Here is a 23,071-nt window from a genome sequence, read left to right on the forward strand (position 1 = left end):
TGCGGCCAGACAACCGGCCACCCGCTAGCTGAGCACACGCTGCACCGTATTCCGGTCCAGCGCCTCCAGCGTCAACTGCAGCAACACCGCATGCTCGCGTTGCTGATTGCGGATCTGCAGCCGTGCGATTTCCTCGTCCCGGTTCCCCAGCGCCATCAGCCGCTCCAGCTCAGCGTGCATGGATGGGGGCACTTGCAAGCGAACCGCAGAGGTCTTGCGCAGGTAATCCTGCCAGAACCACTGGCGTGACAGGTAATCAGCAATGCCCTCCCGGGTCTGGCGCGCCAGAACCCTTTCACGGGCCTGGAGAAGGTCCTGCTTACCCAAGGCAGGGATACCTGCATAGAGCATTTCATCGGGATGGCCAGGCAAGTCCAGCGACGTGCGCAAGCCAATTCGATAGGCCAAGGCGAATTCGATCGATTCAGCCCCCGCCCCCACCCGCTGAGCATGTTCAGCGGCAATTTGCTCAAGCACCGCCAACCGCCACATCCGGGCACCGAGCTTCAGCAAGGCCCGTTCAGGCCGGGCGGATCCGCTATGCCTTGTGCGCCATATCATCACTCGCAGTTCCAGGTCGGCGAAACGCGCGGTGGCGTTATCCTGGCAACCGGTCGCCGCAGCGTGCTCGAACAGCTCCTGCCTGAGGGCATCATGCTCCGACATCGCCTGGAGCATGTCGAACACCCGGGCCGCCAGCGCGGATGCGGTCGATGAGAAACTGAAGGCGCCCGACTCTGTCAGCATCGACAGGGTATTGAAGAACTCTTCCGATTGTTCCTCGGCCTCCAGATGGGCCCACAGTGCAGCCATTTCATCCCGACGTTCGCCAGGCAACGCATCCAGAATGCGCAACCGGTAAGGTACGCGACTGGCCTCAAGCAAATGCCAGGTTGATAACCCATCCTGAGCGCCCTCCAGCAGGTTGCCGGAAAGCTCGACCCTGCCCGAGCGCCACAGCTGCGATCGATGAAAGCCCTCTGGCAGTTCCGCAATACGGTTGCCGCTGAGATTCAGGGTATGCAGTTCTGGCGCGTCCATCAGCCCGTAGGGAAACTCGGGTATCTGTGTGTTGGTCAGGTAAAGAGCATTCAGCTCGGTCATTGCGAGGACAGAAAATGCCCTGCGCAGCGGGTTGTTCGAAAGGTTCAGGTATACCAGGGACCGGCAATCTGCCAGGACCAATGCCTGGCCTTGGTCGAGCGCGATCTGGTTACCAGACAAGTCGAGCACCTCCAGCTTCTGGACAAGCCCCAGCGGCAATGGCAAACGCCTGAGTCGGCAATTGGTGATTTCGAGGTTGCGCAAGTTGGGAAATGCCTGCAGAAACTCATCCGGAACATGCTCCACGCGCATGGAGCGCAGGGCCAGGATGGAGACGTGGGGAAAGCCCACCTGCGCAGGCAGGGCCGGCAGGTGGCCCAAGCGGCTGATCGTCTGGGTCAGCATGAAGCGCCCGTCGTCCAGTGCCGCTTGCGCTTGCAGTTCGGGCACAAGAGAGCGCCAGCAGTCGATCAGGCCCTTTCTGAATTCACGCCGTGCGACCAGCTCCGAGGATAGCAAGGCACTGCGTGCCCACTTGGTCAAGTATCTCTTCAGCACCCCATATTGCTGCTCCAGCCTATTTAACCTGGCCTGCGCGTCGCCTGAGGCCAACCAGCGCTCGATCTGTTCGTCGGTAAAGGCCGGGTACAGGTCTCGCAACCGGGCCTGAAACGCCCTAGGCCTGTTTCGCCCTAGCGCCCCCCATAGCCTGCCGCCAGCCATGGGGTAACCAATCCGGCCATCCGCAAGCCGCTGCGGCGCAAGAAACGAGCCGCTGGGCTGTTCCAGCCTGAGCAGGTTCACCACGGCCTGGCGTCGGTCGAAAGCAACGTTGGTCAACGCCTGGCGCAGCGCAGGCACAAAAGGCTGACCCTGGCCGATGGCCGCTTGTGCTGCGTCGTCATAGGCTCCGGCCAAAGCTTCGAATAACTCGCCCGTCTCACCGACAACGCTGGGCGTTCGGGCGCGCAGGCGGAACAGCCCATGGCGATGAAGCAGGTCAAACGTCTGCCCCGATCCCTGGACCGTCAGTAACGGCTCGCTGGCATCTGCATCGAACAACCGCCAGCCCGGGCCGCCAGCGCCTGGCACATGCACCAGCAGGTTCAATACTACCCGCGCCAGGTCGAGGTTTTGCGGCGTGTCGATGCACAGCGCCTCATACACCCGCGCCATTCGAATTCGCGCTACCTGCAACCTTGCAGCCTCGCCCATCAGCAACGGTACACGCCCCGTTTCACGCAACAGCTGCACGTCATCCTCGCTGGCATTGCGCAGCACCTCATCCGCGGCCAAACGGTGCAGGCTGGTGAAATCCTGCCGTAACAGGCGGCCGGTTTCCGTGTCGGGGTTCTGCTCGTCGTATACCGTCTGCAGCAGTTCCCGTCGCCCGGCCCAAGCCACATCGGCCAACGCTGGCCCGTGCTTCCCGGGCGCCTGTGGAAGGCGCATGACCCGCGCCATCAGCAGCGGGTCTGCGGTTACCCCTCCCTCGCGCAACTGGTTGATCAACGTACCAATCCTGCCGGCGAGCCGCACGCGTGCGACGGTGTCGACCAGCGCTGCCTCCGCTGGTCGTCCATACACATGCCATGCCCGCAGGTGCTGATCATCGAGGCCATGGATCGCCAGCGACCGGTCGATCTGCGCATCGTCAAGGTCGCTGAATGGCCCGCCCAGGCGGCGGAACAACTGGCGTGTGTCGTCCCACTCGGCGGGCTGCTCGCACCACAGCCGCCACGCACCGGCGCCATTGTGGCGCAGCGGCGGCGCATAGCCCTGATAGGGGAGCAGTTGCCACTGCTCATCGGCGTCGTACCAGCTCACCTCATACCAGTGCCCGTCCATGCTGATCCAGCGGCGCTCGCCAAAGCGGTGCGTACCCTGCATGTCCAGCACTGCCGTAGCTGGCGGGCTTTCGCCGCGATAGGGGCTGAGGTCTGCGTTCCACAGTTTTTCTTCCCCGCTTTCCAGCTGCGCCGGCACCAGGCTGTCGACCACGCTCCAGGCGCGTCGGGCGGTGGCGACCACGGCAACGGTTGTCCCCACAGCCAGCAGCCCTTTGCCAACATTCAGCAGGTGCGCAAGTGCCGCATTGCGTTCGTTGTCCTGCCAGTCCCCTATCGCCTGGAAGGTCTGCTGTAGCAGTTCCCAGGCCATCACCCCCAACAACACCGCGCCGATGGCCGGAACGAAAAGCCCTGCAACACCCAACAGCGTCCAGCCTTCAGCACGCAAACGGCGGGCGTGTTCGGCCTGGACCTCGCGATCAAGCAAGGCCACGGGCGGGGCGATGACGGCAGCATCGTCCTTGATCCACGCGACCCAGTCGTTCGCAAGGTGTTCGAACAGGGGCAGGCGATATGCGAAGGTCTGCTCATCGAGGTCTCTGGTCGCCCAGCCGGCCACGTCATCCAGCCGCTCGCTGACGGCCGAAAAAAATCGCTGGCTGTCGCGTCGGCGCACGAAGCGGTTGAAGAAACGCCGGTAGTCATCTTCGCGCAGGCGTTTGCCAAGCACCCGGCGGGCATACTCATCCAGGTCGCTGCGCACGCTCCAGGGGCCATGCGGGTCACCCGGCACATAGACCAGCACGCGCTTGCTGGTGTCGAACAACACGCCATCGTCGATCACGTCCAGCACGACGATCTGCTGCAGGCGGCAACCGAACAACGCCAACTGCCGCACGCGAACCGGTGCACCTTCAAGTTTGCCGAGCGTGTCCTCAAGGCAGAGCGCGACCACCCACTGCAGTTCGGCTGCGCTCAATACGCCTTGCGCCCTGGCTTGCAAGGCATCCACCAGCATGCTGTAGCGTTGCCGTCGTGTCAGCAACCCCTTGACCTCGGGCTGCAGTACGTCATCCAGGTGCGCCTGGTATTTCTGCCCGAGGTCCAGCGTGCGACACAGCCTGGCGAAGGCCGTTGCAGATAGTTCAGCACGCTTTTCGCCATGCGCATCGACCAGGCAATTACCAGGCGGCTGGTCGCGCTGCTGTTGCGCGGTGAAATTGCCCAAGGCGGCCTCGAGCAGAGGAATGTCGTAGTAGTCGTTGGCGACAACCGGAAGCCGACTGGTTACATAATTGATCGTCGGCGACGTGAAGGTATACCACTGGCGAAAGTACAAGCGATCTACATCAAGGCTGCCGTGGGTACCCAGCGCTTGCTGCAGCAAGGGCTGGGTGAATGCACTCAGGTTGCGTAGCCGCGCCAGCGCTGAGGACAAGCCTGCGCGACAGGCTAGCAGTTCAGGCAATGCCCCGCTCAACAGGGTGAATTCGGCCATGCTCAGCCGCTTCATCCAGGCCGGCAGCCGCCGTGCGATGTAGTGGTCCTGGCATGCTTGTGCCATGGCAAGGGTATCGACCGCAGCCGATGGTTGACTGCTCGTGTTGTGCATCTCTGCCTCCGCGGTAGCATGGAGGTCCGAGTCTGAAGACTGCAGCGTGATGCTGACGCCTAGCTATCTACCACCCATTCAGAACAGCAGTAACTGATGGTCGGTAAGGCGAACGAAATCATCGCCAACAAAAGGCAGGATGGCGTCGGCCACCGGCAATAGCTGACGGCTGATGTAGTGATCGTAGTCGATCGGTGCCTGCAGGTTTTCCAGCGGCTCAGGGCCGGCGGTGGTGATCACGTAACTGATCCAGCCCCCACGCTGGTACTGCAAAGGGCGCCCCAGACGTTTGTTGTACTCGTCGGCAAGGCGTGCGGCACGCACATGCGGCGGCACGTTGCGCTGGTAATCGGCCAGCGGGCGACGCAGGCGCTTGCGATAAACCAGCAGTTCGTCCTGCTCGCCGGCCAAGGTTCGCCGCACGTACTCGCGGACATAATCTCGGTAGGGCTCGCTGCGGAACACACGGCCGTAGAGTTCCTGCTGGAACTGCCGGGCCAGCGGTGACCAGTCGGTGCGCACCGATTCCAGGCCCTTGTAAACCATTTCTTGCGAACCGTCGGCCCGCTGCACCATGCCGGCATAGCGCTTTTTACTGCCTTCATCGGTACCGCGGATGGTGGGCATAAGGAAGCGTCGGTAATGCACCTCGAACTGCAGTTCGAGGGCGCTCTGCAGGTTCATGGTCTCGTGCAGATGGGCTTGCCACCATTGGTTGACCTTTGCCACCAGCTCGCGGCCGATGCGCGCCGCGTCCTCCTCGGCATGGGCCCCCTTGAGCCAGACAAAGGTGGAGTCGGTATCACCGTAGATCACATCGTAGCCACACGCCTCGATCAGGGACCTGGTCTGGCGCATGATCTGGTGGCCGCGCATGGTGATCGACGACGCCAGGCGCGGATCGAAGAAACGGCAACCGCTGGAACCCAGCACGCCGTAGAAGGCATTCATGATGATTTTCAAGGCCTGCGACAGCGGCGCATTGCCCTCGCGCTTGGCCGCTTCCCTGCCCTGCCACACCCGTTCGACGATGGCTGGCAGGCAGTGCTGTGTGCGTGAAAAACGCCCACCGCGAAAACCCTCGACCGAATGTGCGTCGTCAGGCAGACGCAGGCCTTCAATCAGCCCGATCGGGTCGATGAGAAAGGTACGGATGATTGACGGGTACAGGCTCTTGTAGTCCAGCACGAGCACCGAATCGTAAAGCCCCGGCCGCGAATCCATGACAAAACCGCCGGGGCTGGCTTCGTCAGGGCGGCTGCCAAGGCTGGGCGCGACAAACCCAAAGCGGTGCATCTGTGGAATGTACAGGTGACAGAACGCAGCTACCGACCCACCGCTGCGGTCCACGGCCAGCCCCGTCACCGACGCACGCTCAAGCAGGAAGTCGAGCAGCCGGGTATGGGCGAAAATGCGCGTGACCAGTTCGCAGTCCTTCAGGTTGTAGTGCGCCAAGGCCGGTTTGTCTTCGGCGAAGCGGCGGTTGATCTCGTCCATGCGTTGGTACGGGGTGTCGATGGCCTTGCCTTCGCCCAGCAGGGTCTGGGCAACGTTCTCCAGGCTGAACGAGGGAAAACTCCAGGTAGCCGAACGCAACGCCTCGATGCCATCGATCAGCAAACGCCCCGGCGCATCGGCAAAAACGTGGCCACCACCGGCATGGCTGCGCAGGGTCATGGCCGCACCGTTGCGCCCCAGCGTCAGTGGCACCTGCAACGACTTGGCATGCTCATGCAGCAGGCGCAGGTCGAACTGCACCAGGTTCCAGCCAATGATCGCGTCCGGGTCATGCCTGGCCATCCACTGGTTGAGCCGGGTAATCAAAGCGGCGCGATCAGCGCAATACTCCAGGTCGAAGTCAAGCTCGGCGGCATCGCCGTTGGCCGGGCCGAGCATGTACACCTGGCGCTGGCCACAGCCCTCCAGCGCGATACTGTACAGCTCGCCACGCTCGCTGGTCTCGATGTCCAGCGACACCAGGCGCAGCGGCGGGCGATAACCGGGCGAGGGTTTGAGCTGGGCATCGCAGAGGACGCCCTGGGCATCGGGTTGGCCGGTGAACTGCACCGGGGCAGTGATGAACCGCTCCATCAGGTAGCGTTCGGGTGGGCGGATATCCGCTTCGAACACCTCGACACCCGCCGTACGCAGGCGTTGCTCCAACTGCATCAGTTGCCGGTGCTGCCGGCAGTACAACCCCAGCACCGGGCGCTGGTCGAAGTCTTTCAGGCCCAGTGGCCGCAGCTCGACGCCGGGCTCGTTGGCCAGCAACACCCGCGCATGCGCCTCATGCGTCTGCGCAATGAACGCCACCGAGACCTGTGGCGCCAGACGTAGCTGCCGTGGCCCCTGATCGGTTGCCAGCCAGAATTCCACGCAGGTGCCTTCGGGCGTGTCATGCCAATGACGGGTCAGCACAAAACCCTGCTGCAACTCCACTGCGTCGACCTCTGCTGAAAAACGCAATTCTACGCTAGCGAGCCCCCGCCACGAAGCCACTTCTGCGCGCTGCCCAGGTCAACAACAAGGCCACCGCGATCAATGCCAACACCACCCCGCCAAAAGCCTCGGTCCCGCCCCCGACGAGCAACGCGCCACCCACGATCCCGCCCAAGGCGATAGCGCTGTTCCACACTGTCACCAGCATCGATTGCGCCACATCCCCGCCCTCGCCCGCCGCATCGGCACAGGCGGTCTGCAGCAGGGTCGGTGCGCCACCGTAGGTCAAGCCCCACAGGGCGATGCTCAGGTACATCAACCACGACGACGCCTGCCCCAATGCCAGCGTGGCCAAGGCAAAACCGGCCAGGCTCAGCAACACCAGCTTGCGCAGGTGTCGGTCGACCAGCATCCCCACCAGGCCGATCCCGGCCAGCGCCGAAAGGCCGAACACCATCAGCACCGCGCCAATTTCCCCAGCCATGCCGGCCGCCGCCAGCAGCGGCACAATGTAGGTGTAGAGGATGTTGTGGCCAAGGATCCAGGTCAGGATCACCAGCAGCACGATCAACACCCCCGGCGTGCGCAGCACCTGCATGGCCGCGGGCCGCTTGCCAGCGGCATGCCCCGGGTACTCCGGCACCGAGCGCAGCACCCACACCACCAGTAGCAACGCCACCAGGGTGACCAGCACAAACGTTGCACGCCAGCCCAGCCCAGCGCCCAGCCAGGTGGCAATGGGCAGCCCGAGCGACAAGGCAATCGGCTGCCCGAGCATCGCCAACGCCATGGCCCGGCCCTGCAACGGTGCCGGCACCATGCGCCGGGCATGGCCAGCGATCAGGCCCCATGCCAGGCCGGCCGCAGCCCCCGTGAAAAAGCGCAGCACCAGGGTCAGGCTGTTGGAGCCCGACAAGGCCGTCAGCCCGTTGAACAGCACAAAACCGAGGATCGCCAGCAACAGGGCCCGCCGGCGATACCAGCCCTGGGTCAAGGTCACCAGCGGGATGGCTGTCAACAGTGAACCCAAGGCATAGGCCGTGACCCATTGCCCGGCCATGGCCTGGCTGATGTGCATGCCGTCGGCGATCTGGTCGAGCAAGCCCGCCGGCAGGGTTTCGCTGAGGATGGCGATAAAGCCGGTCATGGCCAGTGCCAGCAGCCCGCTGAGGGGCAGGCGTTCGCTACTGGCATCCAGCAACGGTGGGGAGGATGTCTGGGACATTGCAATTGCCTTGAGTGGGAAAACAAGGCGGACAGTCTGCAAGCAAGGCCAATGCGGAAAAAGACGGTTACAATGCCGCTCACCCAGGACATTTATGTCCGCAATCAGGAATGCAACATGGACAGCCTCAGCGGCTTCGTGGTTTTCAATCGGGTGGCCGAAACCCGCAGCTTCGTCGCCGCCGGCCAGTCGCTGGGCATCACTGCCTCGGCCGTGGGCAAACGCGTGGCGCGCCTGGAAAACCGCCTGGGCGTGCGCCTGTTCCACCGCAGCACACGCAGCATTACCCTCACCGCCGAAGGCTCGATGTTCCTCGAGCGCAGCCGCCGCATCCTTGCCGAAATAGAGGCCACCGAGCAGGAACTGTCCCAGGCCAGCGAAACGCCGCGCGGGCGCCTGCGGGTGAGCATGCCGCAGGTGACCAGACTGGTAATGCCGGCACTGGCCGAGTTCATGGCACTGTACCCACAGGTTGAACTGGACCTGGACTTCTCCGACCGCATGGTGGATATCGTCGGCGAAGGCTTCGATGTGGTGATGCGCGGCGGACAGCCGGTGGACTCCCGGCTCAGCGCCAAATTCCTGGGCCACTTTCAGCACCGCCTGGTGGCCTCGCCCGAGTACCTGCGCGAACGCGGCACCCCCTTGCACCCACGCGACCTGGCGGTGCATACCTGCCTGCATTATCGCTTCCCCAGCAACGGCAAGCTGGAAACCTGGCCGCTGCGCCAGGAGCATCCCGAGCAAGCCTATGACATCCCCATCTCGATGGTCTGCAACCACGTCGAAACACGCGTCTGCTTTGCCTTGAACCACCGCGGCATTACCTGTCTGCCGGACTTCAACGTGGGTCGTGAGTTGGGCAATGGCTCCCTGGTCAGTGTCCTCGACGACTTCATGGAACGGCGCGGCAGCTTCTACCTGCTGTGGCCGTCCGGGCGGCAGATGCCGCCGAAGTTGCGGGTGTTCATCGATTTCATGCTCGAGCGGGTGTTCAACCGTACAGGTAATTGATGTCCTTGTAGGCCAGCGGTGGCACCTGGCCCAGCAGGAAATCGCGCAGCTTGTGCATCTGCCGCGCTTTTGGGCTGGCCTTTAGCCAGGTCATGTAGTACCCGTCACCTGTGGCCACTGCATGCTTGAACGGCGTGGCCAGGCGCCCGGCCTGCAGGTCGGCACTGGCCAGCACCAGGTCGACCACCGAAATACCCAGGCCTTGCTGGGCAGCCGAAATGCCCTGGTCGAGCGTATCGAACACTTGCCCCTGGTCGATGCTGATTTCCAGTGCGCCCATCCGCGCCAGCCAGCGCCGCCAGTCGCGCCGGTCGGGTGACGGGTGCAGGAACTCGCATTGGGCCAGGTCCGCCAGGGCCGGTTGAGCCTGTGGCATGTAATCGGGCTGGCACACCGGGATCAGCCATTCATCGAACAGCTTGAAACTCTCGATATCCGCGGGGAAACGCCCGCTGGCCAACAGGATGGCGCAGTCGTAGGGCTCGGAATAGAAGTCCACGCTGTCGATATCCATCCACACGCTGGACAGTTGCACGCTGCAGTTGTCATCGGCCTTCTTGAACGCATCCAGCGCCCGCAAGAGCCAGCGCATGGTGAGCGTGGACGGCGCCTTCAGGCGCAGGCCGTAGCGGTCCTGACGCAGCAACGCGCAGGCATTTTCGATGATCTTGAAGCCAACCTTCAGCTCTTGCGACAGCAGGCGCCCGTGCTCGGTCAGGCTCAGTTTCGGGCCCCGCCGCTCGAACAGGTCGCAGCCAAACAGTGCTTCCAGGGTCTTGATGTGATGGCTGACCGCACCCTGGGTCAGGGCCAGTTCTTCCGCCGCACGGGTAAAAGAGCCATAGCGAGAGGCCACCTCGAAGGCACGCAGGGCGTGCAAGGCCTGAATCCGTTCCGACATGGCGACGTCCCGAGCATGAACAAGACTAATAGTAGGTCATAGTTCCACGCGTTTTACAACGTCGAGAGCGTCTCGGAAAATGCAGGTAAATAATAAACATAACCAAGATCCTGCCTGCATATGACTGGAACGTTCACTTAATCAACGCCTGGGGAAATCATGTTTACGGGATATGGAAATTGCTATCGCCTGGATGCGCTAGAGCAGGCCGTTGAACATGGATGCAATACGCAACACTGGACCTTCAAAACCATAGAACACTTTCGCAGTATCCTCGCCAACCCCGACTTCCCTTGCCTGTTCGGCCGCAAGGCGGTAAATGGCGAAACCTGCCACATCCTCTTCGCCCGCGCCGAGCAACTGGCCGATGACATCGCCCAGGGCCTGGCCGACTACGTGGGTACCATCGCCCCGATCACACCCAAGCAGCGCATCGGCAGCCCACTGGTGGTGTTTCTCGAAACCGCCGCCGATTACACCCTGGCCGAACAGCAGGCGCTGGCCTGGAAGGTGCTGCGTGGCGTGCATGCGCGCGACCCGCACCCCTGGCCGCAGGGCATGCCGACCGACCCCGACGACAACGGCTGGTCGTTCTGCTATGCCGGCATGCCCTTGTTCATCAACATGAACTTCCCTGGCCACCAGCAGATGAAAAGCCGCAACCTGGGGCATCACATCACCTTCGTCATCAATCCACGGGCGAACTTCGACGAAGTGGCCAACGCCAACACCGAGAGTGGCAAACGCATCCGCGAGCGCATACGCGAGCGCGTGCACCACTACAACGACGGCGTCATGCCCGACACCCTTGGCTTTTTCGGCGATACCGACAACTACGAATGGAAGCAATACCAACTGCAGGAGACAGGCTCGCTCAACCCGTCGCGCTGCCCGTTCCACGCACATGCCGCACACCCTGCGACACCCGACTTACTGATCGAGAACTGACCGTGAATACCGCACTCACCTTCACCTATGCCCTCACCGTCCTGCTGCTCATCGCCACCCCCGGCCCGGTGGTGGCGCTGATCGTCAACACTGCGGCTGCCTCCGGCTCGCGCAAGGCCATGTTCACCGCCGTTGGCACCAACTGGGCCTCACTGGTGCTGATCGGCGCCGCGGCCTGGATCATCCTCACCAGCGCCGCGATCGACAAGGCATGGCTCAGCACCATGAGCCTGTTGGGTTGCCTGTTCATCGGCTACATCGCCGTGGGCACGCTGAGGGACGCCCTGCAGGCGCCGGCTCCGGAGGCGGCGAGCGAGGCGCCCAAGGCCGCGCGTGGCGGGCTGCTGCAAGGCTTCATGGTGGGTATTTCCAACCCCAAGGACATCATCTTCTTCATCGCCTTCTTCCCACAGTTCATCCAGATCACCGAGTCGTTCGGCAAAAGCATGGTGGTGTTGTCGCTGCTGTGGGTGGCCATCGATTTCGCCGTGCTCAGCCTGTACATCTTCGCCATCGGCAAAATCGCCTCGCAGCGCAGCAACCGCGTGATCAGCCTGGCTTCGGGCGTTGCCCTGCTGCTGATCGCCGCCGGCGGCCTGCTGTACAACATTAACGAACTGGCGGCCTGACCCTGATGCGAAGTGCCCGTTGCAACAGAAGGAAAAACCATGACAGCGACTGATATGAGCCCGACTCCTTCGCCGCTGCAACAGGACTACCAGCGCTTTCTGCTGCTGGGCAGCCGCCGTGCGCCGCACACTGTGCACGTGCATGAAACCGGCTACCGCTCCGGCACCATCAACACCGATGCCCTTGGCCTGCGCTACAGCCATTGCGCCGGGAAGCGTTTTTCGGCGGCCGAACGCGGCGGCGCTTCACGTATCAACCTGCTGGTCGGCGGCTCCACGGCCTTGGGCATCGGCGCCAGCTCCGACGAACACACGGTGGCCTCGCACCTGTCGGCGCTCACCGGCGAGGTCTGGCTGAGCCTGGCCGGTTGCGGGCTCAATGCCAGCCAGGAGCTGCTTATGTTCCTGACTCACCAGCACCGCCTCGGCCAGCTCGGCCACGTGGTGGTGCTCAGCGGCCTCAACAGCCTGGCCCACGAAGCGCTGAGTGAAGTGCTCGGCAGCGCCAACAACCCACTGCACGCCAAGGCCTACCAGGCTTTTCTCAACAGTTTCAGCGAAGGCCTGCAGCCTGCCGCACCACCCCGCAGGCCGTCACTGTGGCGGCGCATCGGCCAGGCCCTGACCACGCCTGCGGCCCAAGCCCCGGTCATCTGGCCGCTTTCGCCCCCGGAAAAACGACTGGCCCGCGCGGCCGACAGCATTGGCCGCACCTTGCGTCAGTGGGACCGGCTGCTGGCAGACAGCCACGCTACCCTCACCTTCATCCTGCAGCCGTTGCTGCCCTGGTGCCGGGACACCCTGCCCGCTGGCGAGCAGGCCATGCTGGCCGCGCTGGAACAACAACCGGCAAACTTCGACCGGCTGCTGGACGGCGCATTCGACAGCCAGTTGCACTCGGCCTTCTTCCGCCGCATCAAAAGCCAGGCCGACCCGGTGCCCTGCTATGACATGAACGGCATGCTCAGCAGCTCGCCAGTGTTCGGCGCCGACCTGTTCATCGACCGCCTGCACCTGAACGACCTGGGCAACAACGCCCTGGCCAAGGTCATTACCGCCAAGCTTGGCCTGGCCCAGGAAAAACACGCTCAACGCAAGGTCACGCCGATCAAGCTCGTCTGACAGTTGTCGACTGGTCTTCCGGCCACCCCCATTGGGTGGCTAGAATAGGCCGTCGTTCCGATTTTCCAGAGGCGTACGCTTGACCGCCATTAACATCGAAGCCGCCCATCCTTGCCTGGCCGCCCACGGGGCTTGCCTGTGAGCCGCATGCGACGCCTGCCCCCGCTGTTGGCCGCCCTGATGCCGCTGGCTGCGCACGCGCTGGAGGTGCGCATCGACCCTCACGCCGACCTGCTCTATCGCCAGGCCTTGCCGCTGCTGGAGCAGGCCGATAACCAGGGCGACGATACCAGTACCCTGCGCACCGCCTTGGGCGGCGATCCCGAGCTCAGCCGCCAGGGCCAGGCCATGGCCCATACGCTGCCGACAGCGGTTGCCCTGTTGAAAAAGTCGGTAGAGCTGGGCCATCCGGTCGCCCAGTACCGCCTGGCGCTGTACTACATGACTTACCTGCCCGCCGCGCAGATTCCGGATGCCGCTTGCCCGTTGCTCGAAGCCAGTCTCAAGCAGGGGTTTGCCGCACCCGCGCCAGCGATCGCCACCTGGTGCCAGCCCTACAATGCCAGCAGCGAATACCGTGCCGCGCTGGAGGCCATCCCCAGCATGGCCACCGTGTACGCCCCCTACTACCCGCAACCGACCACCCGCCTGGCCTGCAGCCGCAGCCGGCCAGAAGGCTTGCAAATGTTGTGGGGGCGCCAGCGCGACTACCAGGCCGAGGTGTACCGCCTGCTCGGCGACCTGGACCCACCGCACCGCCTGAGCCTGCTGCAGAAAGCCGTGGACATCAACGGCTGCGTGACGGCGCAACAACACCTGACCCGCCACCCGTGATCCTCTGCCAGACGCGGTCCCTGTTGGGCAACTGTCTCACTCAAACTTTGGATTCCGCGCGATCACTGTAGGAGCAGCCTTGTGCTGTGAAGAGGCCGGTAAGGCTAAAGATTGTTTTCGGCTGCCATGACCTCTTCGCAGCACAAGGCTGCTCCTACAGGGCTTGTGTTTGCCTTGAAATCAAACCCGAGCAGCAAGATCGTTCAAGCCATCCCCCGCCCCGTCTGGCATGCTGATCTGCCTCGTACACGCATTGCAGCCATCATGCCCCACATCGCTCGCCAAGCCTTCCTCCACGGCGCCATCGCCATCATGCCGTTGTCCCTGGCCGTCGCCCCCTGGGGCCTGCTGGCCGGCTCCATGGCCATCGAGGCCAACCTCAGTGCCTGGCAGGGGCAAGGGCTATCGGCCATCGTCTTCGCCGGTGCCGCGCAACTGGTTGCCATTGGCATGCTCAAGGGCGGCGCCAACCTGGCGTCGATCCTGCTCACCACCCTGCTGCTGACCTCCCAGCACCTGCTTTATGGCCTGTCGATGCGCCCGGTGCTGTCCAGCCAGCCATTGCGCTGGCGGTTGGGCCTGGGCTTCCTGCTGACCGACGAGTTCTTCGCGTTGACCAGCAAGTACGACCAGCAGCAATTCAACCGCTGGTATGCCCTGGGGGTAGGCCTGACGTTCTACGTTGCCTGGAACCTGTTCACCCTGGCCGGCATCCTGCTGGGCCAGAACATTCCCCACCTCGACCAACTCGGCCTGGACTTTTCCATCGTCGCCACCTTCGTCGCCCTGATCGCGCCGCTGGTGCGCAACCTGGCTACCGTGGTGTGCGTAGCCGTGTCGCTGTTCTGCTCGGTGCTGTTCAGCTACTGGCATTGGGAGGCCGCCTTGGTGGCTGCAGGCCTGCTGGGCATGAGCGCCGGGTTCATCTGCCAGAAATTTGCCGGAGCCCGCGCATGACCTGGATCCTGATTTTCGCCATGGGCGCCATTGTGTTCCTGAACCGCTACGCGTTCCTTGAGCCACGCCTGCCCTTGCGCCTGAGCTCCAATGCCCGGCAGTTCCTCGGCTTTGCCGTGCCCGGCATGCTCACCGCCATCTGCGGCCCGATCATCTTCATGCCCGACCACCAGCTCAACCTGAGCCTGCTCAACCCCTACCTGCTCGGTTCACTGGTGGCCATCGCCCTGGTACTGTTGACCCGCAGCGTGTTGCTGAGCATGCTGGTGAGCATGTTGATCTTCTTCCTTCTGCGCAGCTGGCTGGCATGACCACGCCCCTGCGCGAGCAGACACACCTCTGGCAGGCGCCGGCCCTGGGCGACGTCGAGATGCTGCACGCGCGCTACTTCCAGCAGCGCTTCGCCCCGCATGTGCATGAAGGCTATGTGTTCACGGTGATCGAATCCGGCGCCCAGCGCTTCTGGCACCGCGGCAGCGAGCACCTGGCGCCGGTCGGCAGCATGGTGCTGATCAACCCCGACGAGCTGCATACCGGCGCCACCGCCCATGAGGCGGGCTGGCGTTATCGCGGCTTTTACCCCGAGCACGAGCGGGTCACCGGTGTACTGGACGAACTGGAACTGGGCCGCCACGGCATGCCCAGCTTCAAGGACAGCGTGATCCACGACCCGGCCCTGGCCATCGCCTTCAGCCAGCTGCATCAGTTGTCCGAAAACGGCGCCAGCGCCCTGCAGCAACAGACCGCCTGGCGCCAGGCGGTGCTGGCCCTGGCGCAACGCCACGGGCAATGCGCCGAACCCTCCGCCCCAGGCCGCGAACCACTGGCCGTGGCCCGCGCCCGCGAACTGCTGGAAAGCCAACTGGCCGACCCGCCCTCGCTCGAAGCGCTGGCGGCGGCCGTCAACCTGTCACCCTTCCACTTCGCCCGAGTGTTTCGCCAAGCCACCGGCCAGCCGCCGCACGCCTGGCTGAAGCAGCGGCGCCTGGCCCGCGCCCGGGAAATGCTGAAGAGCGGCCTGGCCGCCTCGGAGGTGGCGTTCGACCTTGGTTTTGCCGACCAGAGCCATTTGAGCCGGCAGTTCAAGCAAGCCTATGGGGTGACGCCGGGGGCGTATCGGCAGGCATGCGCTCAATCTGTATTACCCGCCTGAAGCCAACTCAAGCTTGCCCCATGCGCCACAGCGCGCGTCGGGCTATCCACGATTGTCGCCATCCAGGGAATGTGCTTTCAGGTTCCAGCGTACTGGCGCGATGAACAGCATGAACGTCATCCAGACCAACGTGGCCGGCCCCGCAAGCACAAAGACCAGGCTGGCAACCAGCCCTGAAACGGCGTCACCAATGACGGCAGTAAAGTAGTAGAGGGAAAAATTCCTGCCAACTTCATGCTCGCTCGACAAACACTGGATGTTGGTCACGATAGCGATATCGACAAATGCACCCACGAAGCCGACCAGGAACAACATCAGCAGGAACAGCCAGTTGTTGAATTGCAGTGCCACGGCTGCAGCAAAAAACAGTGCACCGTACAGCACCCAGTAACGCACCACCAATCGTGCGGTGGTGCGCGGGTTGAAGCGTGTGTAGAGCACGCCACCCAACACAGTGCCTGCCGCAAGCAGTGAGAATACGTAGCCCACCGCCGCTTCAGAGGCGAAGTGTTCCAGCACTGACGCAGGAAGGATGAAGCGAATCACCGAGGTGGCGAACATCGCACAGAGCGTGGTGCAGCCAATAACAGCAAACAAAGGCGCATTGCTGGCCCTGAGCTGACTGACACTGCGCGCCGCATCCCGGACTATGGCGCGCCCATCGAATGCCTGCCGGGCGCCCTGCCTGGCAGGCCCCAGGGTAGCGATGGAAATGGCCGACGATACCAGGCACCCCGCAAAGAACAAGAAGGTTGCTTCGCGAGTCAGCAGTAACACACATGCCGAAAACACCAGCGGCCCGATAATAGAGGCAGCATCCTCGATCACCTGGATACCGCTGTTCACCGAGGCCAGCTGGGCCTTTTCGACAAGGTCCGGAAAGTACGCGCGAAACGCAGGCACATAAAGGCATTCGAGCGCTGTCATCAGCATCGCAAGGCCGACCAGGACGGGCAACACGGGTGAGGACAAGCTGAACAAGGTAAAGAAGGCAAGTGCCAGCAGGCCTTTGGCCGCCTCGACCGCAAATAGTGTTCGTTTCTTGTCTGCGTTATCCGCCAGCCAGCCCCCCAAGGGTGAAACACCATGCTCGGCAAGTAGCGGAAGAAATAGGCGATGCCAATCAAAAGCAGATCCGCCTCGGTCATGGACACGATTGCCACGGCAAACGCAGCTTCGAAGGCAAATTCACCACATTTGGAAAAGCAATAGCCCAACGCCAGAGAACGTGTTCCGGGGTTACGACTCAACGCCTGCATAATGGCTGTATTCCTGAGCCAGCGGTTTAGGTCGACTGACTTTAGAGTTCATCCACCACCGGGCTCAACGCTGACGTTGTAACCATAGCGGGCACGGCCAGCGCAGAAAGAGTCAGGCTGAGAATACTCCTACACGCTTTAACCGATGCCGAAAGCGGGCCTAGGTCTGCAAAACTGCATGACAGAACGATGCAGCACACCAGATCAAGCAGTTAAGGTTGATACCCCATGCCGCGTAGCGGCATCGGTTTAAACACTGTGTTTATTCGCCCAAAACAGTAACTCGGTGTTACTCGGGCAATGGAGCGTTCATTTTCGCCTCTTCGGCAACTCCGGCAGAGGCAGCGGAGCTGCGCCAACCCTCTGCTACACTAACAACGCTGAATGGAGGATCCTGCCATGTCCGAAAGAGAGCTCACCACCCTCCTGTCGCTGATGAACCAGCGCCAGGCCTGCCTGAACAGTGCCTGCAAGGAGATTGCCGACTGGATCGACCGGCAGGGCGATGTGCCCGCCGCCGGCAAGATCCGCGCCAGCCTGAAGGCACTGGAGGCCGATGAGGCCCAGGTTCGAAAGACCCTGACCTCGCTGACGCTCGACAGGCCGCTGCCGCGCTTTCGTAGCTGAAAGGCGCCGCTGAAAAAGAAAAGGGCCGCTAAGCGCGGCCCTTTGGTCTGTCAGTGCTTCATGTGCATGTGGTCATGCCCACCGCCAGCCTCGGCGTTGAGCGGGCGCACCTCTGCCTGCACATCCAGTGTTTCCTTGGCCCCTTTTGCATCTTCGATGGTAAGGGTCAGCGGCACTTTATCGCCTTCCTTCACCTGATCGTTCAGGCCCATCAGCATCACATGCAGGCCATTGGGGTCCAGGGTCACGGTCTTGCCGGCCGGCAGCTCGACGGTCTTCACCTCACGCATGCCCATCACCTCGCCGTTCATGGTCATCTCGTGCACCTGCACGGTCTTGGCCACGGGCGAAGCCACGCTCACCAGCTTGCTATCGCTGCTGGCGGTCAGGGTCATGAAGGCACCGGTGGACTGCTGGTGCGGCACGCTGGCACGGACCCAGGCATCGCTCACGGTAGTCTGGGCCAGGGCCGGCAGGGCCAGACCCATCAGTGCCAGGGCAGCCAGGCCGCGTTTGATCGGTTGCATCGACATTCAGCAGATCTCCATCAGGGTGACCAGGTCTTCGGCGCATTCCTTGGCATTCAGGGAATGGCCCAGGCTCAGGCGCAGGGTGCCACGCGTATCGTAGACGTAGCTGGTGGACGAGTGAGAAATGGTATAGGTGTCACCGGCCGGGACCTTCTCGTAGAACACCTTGAACTCCTTGGCCACTTCCGCGATTTCTTCGGGGGTGCCAGTGAGTGCAGTGAACGACGGGTCGAAGGCCTTGACGTAGGCATCGAGCACTTCGGGGGTGTCGCGCTCCGGGTCCAGGGTGATGAACACCACCTGGAACAGGTCGCGGTCACGACCGCGCAGCAATTTGCGGATTTGTGCCGCGCGCGCCAGGGTAGTCGGGCAAACCGCCGGGCACTGGGTGAACCCGAAGAAGATCATCGGCATACTGCCGTAGAAGCTCGACAGGGTGCGCACATTGCCTTGCGGGTCCTTGAGGCGGAACTTGCGCCCAAGGATCTCGTTGCTCATGTTCTTGCCGTACTTGAATTCGAGCCCCCGGGCCGGGCTGCAGCCTGCCAGCAGGCCAAGCCCGAGAACGCCCATCCCGGCGACAACCGCGCGCCGGGTAAATAGATCATTCATGAAACCATCCTTTACAGGGAAGGTGCCGGCCCTCGGGACGGGCCGGCTGAAAAACCGGGGCATTCTTGCATGACACCCAAAGCGGTTCTACCCGACGAACGCGGGTATGGCCTGCAGCCCTTTGAATACGGGCTGCGGCCTGTTGTCGCAGGGGTTGAAACCGTAACAGTTTGTTGCTAAGAGAGCCGCCCTTACACAAGCCATGCAGGTGCGTCAGCCTTAGTAGTAGGCGTTCTCTTTCTGGGTGTGGTCAGTCACGTCACGCACGCCCTTCAGCTCCGGAATACGCTCGAGCAAGGTGCGCTCGATGCCTTCCTTCAGGGTAACATCGGCCTGGCCGCAGCCTTGGCAACCACCACCGAACTGCAGCACCGCGATGCCGTCGTCGACCACGTCCACCAGGCTGACCTGGCCACCGTGGCTGGCCAGCCCGGGGTTGATCTCGGTCTGCAGGTAGTAGTTGATACGCTCGTTGATCGGGCTGTCTTCGTTGACCATCGGCACCTTGGCGTTCGGTGCCTTGATGGTCAGCTGGCCACCCATGCGGTCGGTGGCGTAGTCGACCAGTGCGTCTTCCAGGAACGGCACGCTGACTGCGTCCAGGTAAGCGGTGAAGCTCTTCAGACCCACGGCGGTGTCGTCAGGCTTCTCTTCGCCCGGCTTGCAATAGGCAATGCACGTCTCTGCGTACTGAGTGCCCGGCTGGGTGATGAAAATTCGAATGCCGATGCCAGGCGTGTTCTGCTTGGAAAGCAGATCGGCCAGGTAGTCATGGGCGGCGTCGGTAATGGTTATATCGCTCATGTAGGTTCCTCACAGACTTGCCGCCAAGTGTACGCCAACCGGCTCCTCGAACAAAGTCCTAGCATTTGACTCGGGAAAGCGCATATTCCGCGGCCTGCCCCCGTGGCGCCGCCAGCCAAGCCTGCATGCGCCGGTACAGGCCGCGCTCCAGCCACTGGTAGCTGAACCACGACATTAGTCCAATGGACGGTACGCACAGGGCAAACACCAGGTATGGGTTCAAATGCAGCCGCTCGCTGGCGAACCAGCCGGCGTACAGCACCAGCACATGGACCAGGTACACCGAATACGAACAGTCGCCCAAGGCCTTGAGCAGCCGGTTGCCCTGGAAGGCCGGTTCCAGGGCGATGAAGGCCAGCACGATCATCGCGCTCGGCACGCCCCAGTGCAGCAAGCGTTGGGACGCATCCAGGTGATAGATGGCCAGGCCCGCCACCCCCAGCACCACCAGCGGCAGCCAACGCCCCTGGCGGATCAGGCCACGGCGGTACAACACACCCAGGCCGATGCCGAGCAGGAACTCGTAGATGATGTCGTTGTTGTAGAAGCGGCTGAGCACACCCAGCCGGCCCAGCACCTCACTGACCAGTAACAGTGCGACGGTAACCAGCAGCAGCTGATGCCGTTGGCGTACCAGGAAGGCCAAACCGAACAGCAGGTAGAAGAACATCTCGAAGTTCAGCGTCCAGCCCACGTTAAGGGTCGGGTACAGGCCATAGCCACCGGGGTTTTCTGCCGGGATGAACAGCATCGACAGGAGCAGGTGATGCCAGGCGAACGCTTGATGCGGCATCCATTGGCTGAAGGCCAGCAGCAACGTGGCCATCAATACTGAGTAGAACCAGTAGGCAGGGACAATACGCAGCACCCGATTGAGCAGGAACTGGCGCGGTTCGATGGTTTTGTCGCGGGTCGACAGGTAGATGACCAGCCCGCTGATGACGAAGAAGATGTCGACACCCACGGCGCCACGGTCGGTAAGCAGTTGGCCGACAGGGCCGGTGGCGTGGAAGTCGAAGAAGATCTGCATGAAATGGTGGCAGACCACTACCCAGGCGGCGAACGCCCGCAGTGCCTGAAGCGAATACAGCATGAAATACCCTGCGCTTGCCGGTGCATTGAGGCCTTCGGGAGCGCTTTGCGCTCCATCGCCGGCAAGCCAGCTCCCACAGGGACCGCGCCCACCGGCCATCGGGCTGCATAGCAGCTCCCGGACCACCCACCATTTCCGACCGCAGGGTACTCGGAAAGGTCAGCCTACCCGATCAGAGGTTCTCATAGCGGTTCATGTCCAGCACACCCGCCTCGACCGGCGCGGTCTCCTTGATGAAGCTGTTCAGGTCATGGAAGTAGCGCCAGAAGTCAGGGTGACTACGGCGCACCCCCCACCGCATGACAATGCGCTCGAACCTGGCTGCATCGTCTTTCGCATACTCCATGTCCTCGACGAATTCCGCCACATCGTTGGTTGGAACATTGAAGATGAAGTTGGGGTAGCTGCTGAGCACGCCCGGGTACAGAGTCAGGGTATCCAGCCCCGGCTGGTAGCGGTACGCCTCGCCCAGCAGGAACGCCACGTTGCTGTGCGCGCGGTTGCGCAGCAGGCTGTACACCTGGCGCTGGCCGCCCTGCCCTTCAATGCGCAGCATGGTCGCTTCGGGCAACTGGTTGATTACTTTCAATCCGGCAGCCGGGCGCGACACCAGGCGGCTGAGCGACTGCTCGGCATTGCGGAACTCTTCGCTCACCTGCGGCCGTGAGCAGAAGGCCCCCTGGCAGCGGTTTATCGGGTCGGGCGCAGCATTCAGGCTGCCGGTGCGTTGCAGCAATTTCAGGCCAAAATCGCGCTTGGGGTTACGCGCGTCCAGCGAAATGCCGCTGGGCGTGTCGGTATCGATGTCTTCATAATCCATCCACATCTTCACCTTGCCGCTGTTCTGGTACCAGTCGCCGAGGATGTCCTTGCGCTTTTCGGCCGGCATCAGGCGCAGGAAGTTGACTTCGGCGCCATTGCGGATCAGGTCAAAATAAAGGCGCGTCTGCAACTGGTGCGAAACATTGCCGTACACATCGAAGTTGACCGCCAGTTGGTAATAGGTGCGTTCGAACAGCGGATAGTCGAACAACCACATGGTCAGCGGCACATCACCGATCAGGCCCTTGGTAACCGAGGCACTGTCGAAGTGGCGGAAGATGCTCAGCAGCGCGTTGTCGTTACCGGCCCACAAGGTCGACCAGCCCGGCGCCGGCATGTCGGCATAGGCGTCGCGGCGCAGCTTTTCATACGCGTTGCGCTTGTCGCGATAGGCGTGCCACAGGCTCAGCACACTGCCCACGTCATCGATCTGCCCGGGCATGGCCAGCAGCGGCGTGGCCTCGCCACGGTACTTGGCGTCGGTGATGTAGCGGTCGAAGGCCGGCTCCTGGAACAATGCCCAGAAGTTGTCGCGGATCACGTCGGTAGCGATCTGCCCGCGGCACACCGGCCCACGGATGAACGTGCGCACGAAGTACTCGGCGTTATCCAGCATGAACTGGTAGCGCGCCACTGCCGGGATGGCCTCGAAGGTTTCGAACGGGTTGGCCCGGTGACGCGGGCCGTAGCCTGGCAGCGCGGCGGCATGCCAGTCGCCGGCGTAGAACAGCTGCTTCACCCGCTTGAGCTTCTGCGGCCCCATCGGGTAGGTGATGTGCGTCTTGTGCACGATCACGCCCTGCACCGGGATCAGGCGGTAATAGAAGTCGGTGCCCGGTGGGTCGTTGGGGCGACGCGTGGCAATAATGTCGGCCGGCTGGCCGCTGGGCGTGCGTGAACGCACCCACTGGAAGAAGTGGCCCTGCTCGCCGCCGACAAAGTAGATGTGCGCCAGGAACAGATGCTCGTAAAGCCAGCGGCCAACCAGCGCCTCGGTGGAACCCGGGCGGTTGAGCAGCTCTTCCCAGTCGGCGATCTGCCTGGCTTCGGTATCACTGGGCTTGATCGGCTGGTACTCCACTGGCGCACCGGCCGCCAGCCAGCGGCGCATGGTGTCGTATTCCTTGTCTGTCAGCCCGGTCACCGCCAGCGGCATGCCCTCCTTGGGGTGCGCACCTGCATAGGCGTCGAACTCATGAGGCAACGGGCACATGTTGTTGCGGCTCAGGCCCAGGACGATTTCCTCGGGCAGCTTGGCGTTGGGCGTGAGCGGGGTCTTGTGCCCCAGCTCCAGCATGCGCGCCATCAGCGCGGCCTGGCTGCCCTGGTTGTCGAGCACCGAGTAGAAGCCTTTCTTGCGCCATTGCTCTTCGCTGTGGGCGTCGTAGAACAGCCGCGTGGTGGGCACCGCCTTGCTCCGGTCGCCCTCGTAGACCGGGACCTTGCTGGCCCCACGTACCGCACCTTCGGGGCTTTCCAGCTTCAGCTGGCAGGCGGCGTCGTTGCAGGCATGGCAGGCCACGCATTTCTCGGTGAAGATCGGCTGAATGTCCCGGGTGTACGAAATAGCCGGGCTCGACTGGGGGGCTTGCCCGAACACCGCGCCGCTGATGAGCAGGGCGAAGGCGCCGGCAAGGATACGATGCACCATGTGCG

Annotated in this window: 18 protein-coding genes and 1 pseudogene; 9 read left to right on the top strand and 10 right to left on the bottom strand. The window is 62.8% G+C overall.

Features of this window, described 5'->3' with window-relative positions; all coding sequences use genetic code 11:
- Positions 1 to 24: 24 nt before the first annotated feature.
- From SB765_RS17225 to SB765_RS17235, 3 genes are all read right to left on the bottom strand, one after another.
- Positions 25 to 4,446: an NEL-type E3 ubiquitin ligase domain-containing protein gene (locus SB765_RS17225; protein WP_410911259.1), complete on the bottom strand. Its 4,422-nt coding sequence runs from the start codon at positions 4,444 to 4,446 to the stop codon at positions 25 to 27.
- A gap of 78 nt (positions 4,447 to 4,524) precedes the next feature.
- Complete coding sequence (locus tag SB765_RS17230; protein WP_410931663.1) at positions 4,525 to 6,885, bottom strand: DNA polymerase II; 2,361 nt, start codon at positions 6,883 to 6,885, stop codon at positions 4,525 to 4,527.
- Positions 6,886 to 6,919: 34 nt separating this feature from the next.
- Positions 6,920 to 8,110 carry an MFS transporter gene (locus tag SB765_RS17235; RefSeq protein WP_410911261.1) on the bottom strand — a complete coding sequence of 397 codons (1,191 nt, stop codon included), beginning with the start codon at positions 8,108 to 8,110 and terminating at the stop codon, positions 6,920 to 6,922.
- A 117-nt stretch (positions 8,111 to 8,227) separates the two neighbouring features.
- On the opposite strand from SB765_RS17235, the gene SB765_RS17240 reads away from it, so the two are divergent.
- Positions 8,228 to 9,124, top strand: a complete 897-nt coding sequence (locus tag SB765_RS17240; RefSeq protein WP_410911262.1) for a LysR family transcriptional regulator — start codon at positions 8,228 to 8,230, stop codon at positions 9,122 to 9,124.
- Here SB765_RS17240 and SB765_RS17245 read toward each other — a convergent pair.
- Complete coding sequence (locus SB765_RS17245; RefSeq protein ID WP_019471102.1) at positions 9,105 to 10,025, bottom strand: LysR substrate-binding domain-containing protein; 921 nt, start codon at positions 10,023 to 10,025, stop codon at positions 9,105 to 9,107. The genes SB765_RS17240 and SB765_RS17245 overlap by 20 nt on opposite strands.
- A gap of 159 nt (positions 10,026 to 10,184) precedes the next feature.
- Here SB765_RS17245 and SB765_RS17250 point away from each other — a divergent pair, with 159 nt between their 5' ends.
- The 7 genes from SB765_RS17250 (at position 10,185) to SB765_RS17280 (ending at position 15,668) form a co-directional block, all read left to right on the top strand.
- Positions 10,185 to 10,973 (top strand): YqcI/YcgG family protein, encoded by a 789-nt coding sequence (locus SB765_RS17250; protein ID WP_341798194.1) that lies wholly within the window; start codon positions 10,185 to 10,187, stop codon positions 10,971 to 10,973.
- A gap of 2 nt (positions 10,974 to 10,975) precedes the next feature.
- Positions 10,976 to 11,602, top strand: a complete 627-nt coding sequence (locus SB765_RS17255; protein ID WP_341798193.1) for a LysE family translocator — start codon at positions 10,976 to 10,978, stop codon at positions 11,600 to 11,602.
- Positions 11,603 to 11,641: 39 nt separating this feature from the next.
- Positions 11,642 to 12,724 (top strand): hypothetical protein, encoded by a 1,083-nt coding sequence (locus tag SB765_RS17260; protein WP_410931664.1) that lies wholly within the window; start codon positions 11,642 to 11,644, stop codon positions 12,722 to 12,724.
- 147 nt (positions 12,725 to 12,871) lie between these two features.
- On the top strand, positions 12,872 to 13,558 hold the full coding sequence (locus SB765_RS17265) for a sel1 repeat family protein (RefSeq protein WP_410911264.1): 687 nt from the start codon (positions 12,872 to 12,874) through the stop codon (positions 13,556 to 13,558).
- Positions 13,559 to 13,822: 264 nt separating this feature from the next.
- Positions 13,823 to 14,515, top strand: a complete 693-nt coding sequence (locus SB765_RS17270) for an AzlC family ABC transporter permease (RefSeq protein ID WP_049275400.1) — start codon at positions 13,823 to 13,825, stop codon at positions 14,513 to 14,515.
- Complete coding sequence (locus SB765_RS17275; protein ID WP_010953340.1) at positions 14,512 to 14,826, top strand: AzlD domain-containing protein; 315 nt, start codon at positions 14,512 to 14,514, stop codon at positions 14,824 to 14,826. The genes SB765_RS17270 and SB765_RS17275 overlap by 4 nt, the downstream gene beginning before the upstream one ends.
- A complete protein-coding gene (locus SB765_RS17280; protein ID WP_341798191.1) occupies positions 14,823 to 15,668 on the top strand; it encodes an AraC family transcriptional regulator in 846 nt (281 codons plus the stop codon). Before SB765_RS17275 ends, SB765_RS17280 begins: the two co-directional genes overlap by 4 nt.
- 42 nt (positions 15,669 to 15,710) lie before the next feature.
- Here the strand turns inward: SB765_RS17280 and SB765_RS17285 are convergent.
- Positions 15,711 to 16,927 (bottom strand): annotated as a pseudogene (locus SB765_RS17285) (MFS transporter).
- A gap of 399 nt (positions 16,928 to 17,326) precedes the next feature.
- Between SB765_RS17285 and SB765_RS17290 the strand changes: the two are divergent.
- The gene (locus tag SB765_RS17290) at positions 17,327 to 17,554 is read left to right on the top strand and encodes a hypothetical protein (RefSeq protein WP_016500485.1); all 228 of its coding nucleotides are present in this window, start codon (positions 17,327 to 17,329) and stop codon (positions 17,552 to 17,554) included.
- Between the two features lie 50 nt (positions 17,555 to 17,604).
- Here SB765_RS17290 and SB765_RS17295 read toward each other — a convergent pair whose 3' ends face one another.
- From SB765_RS17295 to SB765_RS17315, 5 genes are all read right to left on the bottom strand, one after another.
- Entirely contained in the window at positions 17,605 to 18,087 is a 483-nt protein-coding gene (locus tag SB765_RS17295; RefSeq protein ID WP_410931665.1) for a copper chaperone PCu(A)C, read from the bottom strand.
- On the bottom strand, positions 18,088 to 18,696 hold the full coding sequence (locus tag SB765_RS17300) for an SCO family protein (RefSeq protein WP_016500487.1): 609 nt from the start codon (positions 18,694 to 18,696) through the stop codon (positions 18,088 to 18,090).
- A 219-nt stretch (positions 18,697 to 18,915) separates the two neighbouring features.
- Positions 18,916 to 19,500 carry a Fe-S biogenesis protein NfuA gene (nfuA, locus tag SB765_RS17305; RefSeq protein WP_016500488.1) on the bottom strand — a complete coding sequence of 195 codons (585 nt, stop codon included), beginning with the start codon at positions 19,498 to 19,500 and terminating at the stop codon, positions 18,916 to 18,918.
- A 58-nt stretch (positions 19,501 to 19,558) separates the two neighbouring features.
- Complete coding sequence (locus SB765_RS17310) at positions 19,559 to 20,593, bottom strand: acyltransferase family protein (protein ID WP_341798188.1); 1,035 nt, start codon at positions 20,591 to 20,593, stop codon at positions 19,559 to 19,561.
- A gap of 172 nt (positions 20,594 to 20,765) precedes the next feature.
- Positions 20,766 to 23,066, bottom strand: a complete 2,301-nt coding sequence (locus SB765_RS17315) for a fatty acid cis/trans isomerase (RefSeq protein ID WP_410931666.1) — start codon at positions 23,064 to 23,066, stop codon at positions 20,766 to 20,768.
- Positions 23,067 to 23,071: the final 5 nt, after the last annotated feature.

This window comes from Pseudomonas sp. SIMBA_067, assembly GCF_046534675.1.
Lineage (GTDB): Bacteria > Pseudomonadota > Gammaproteobacteria > Pseudomonadales > Pseudomonadaceae > Aquipseudomonas > Aquipseudomonas putida.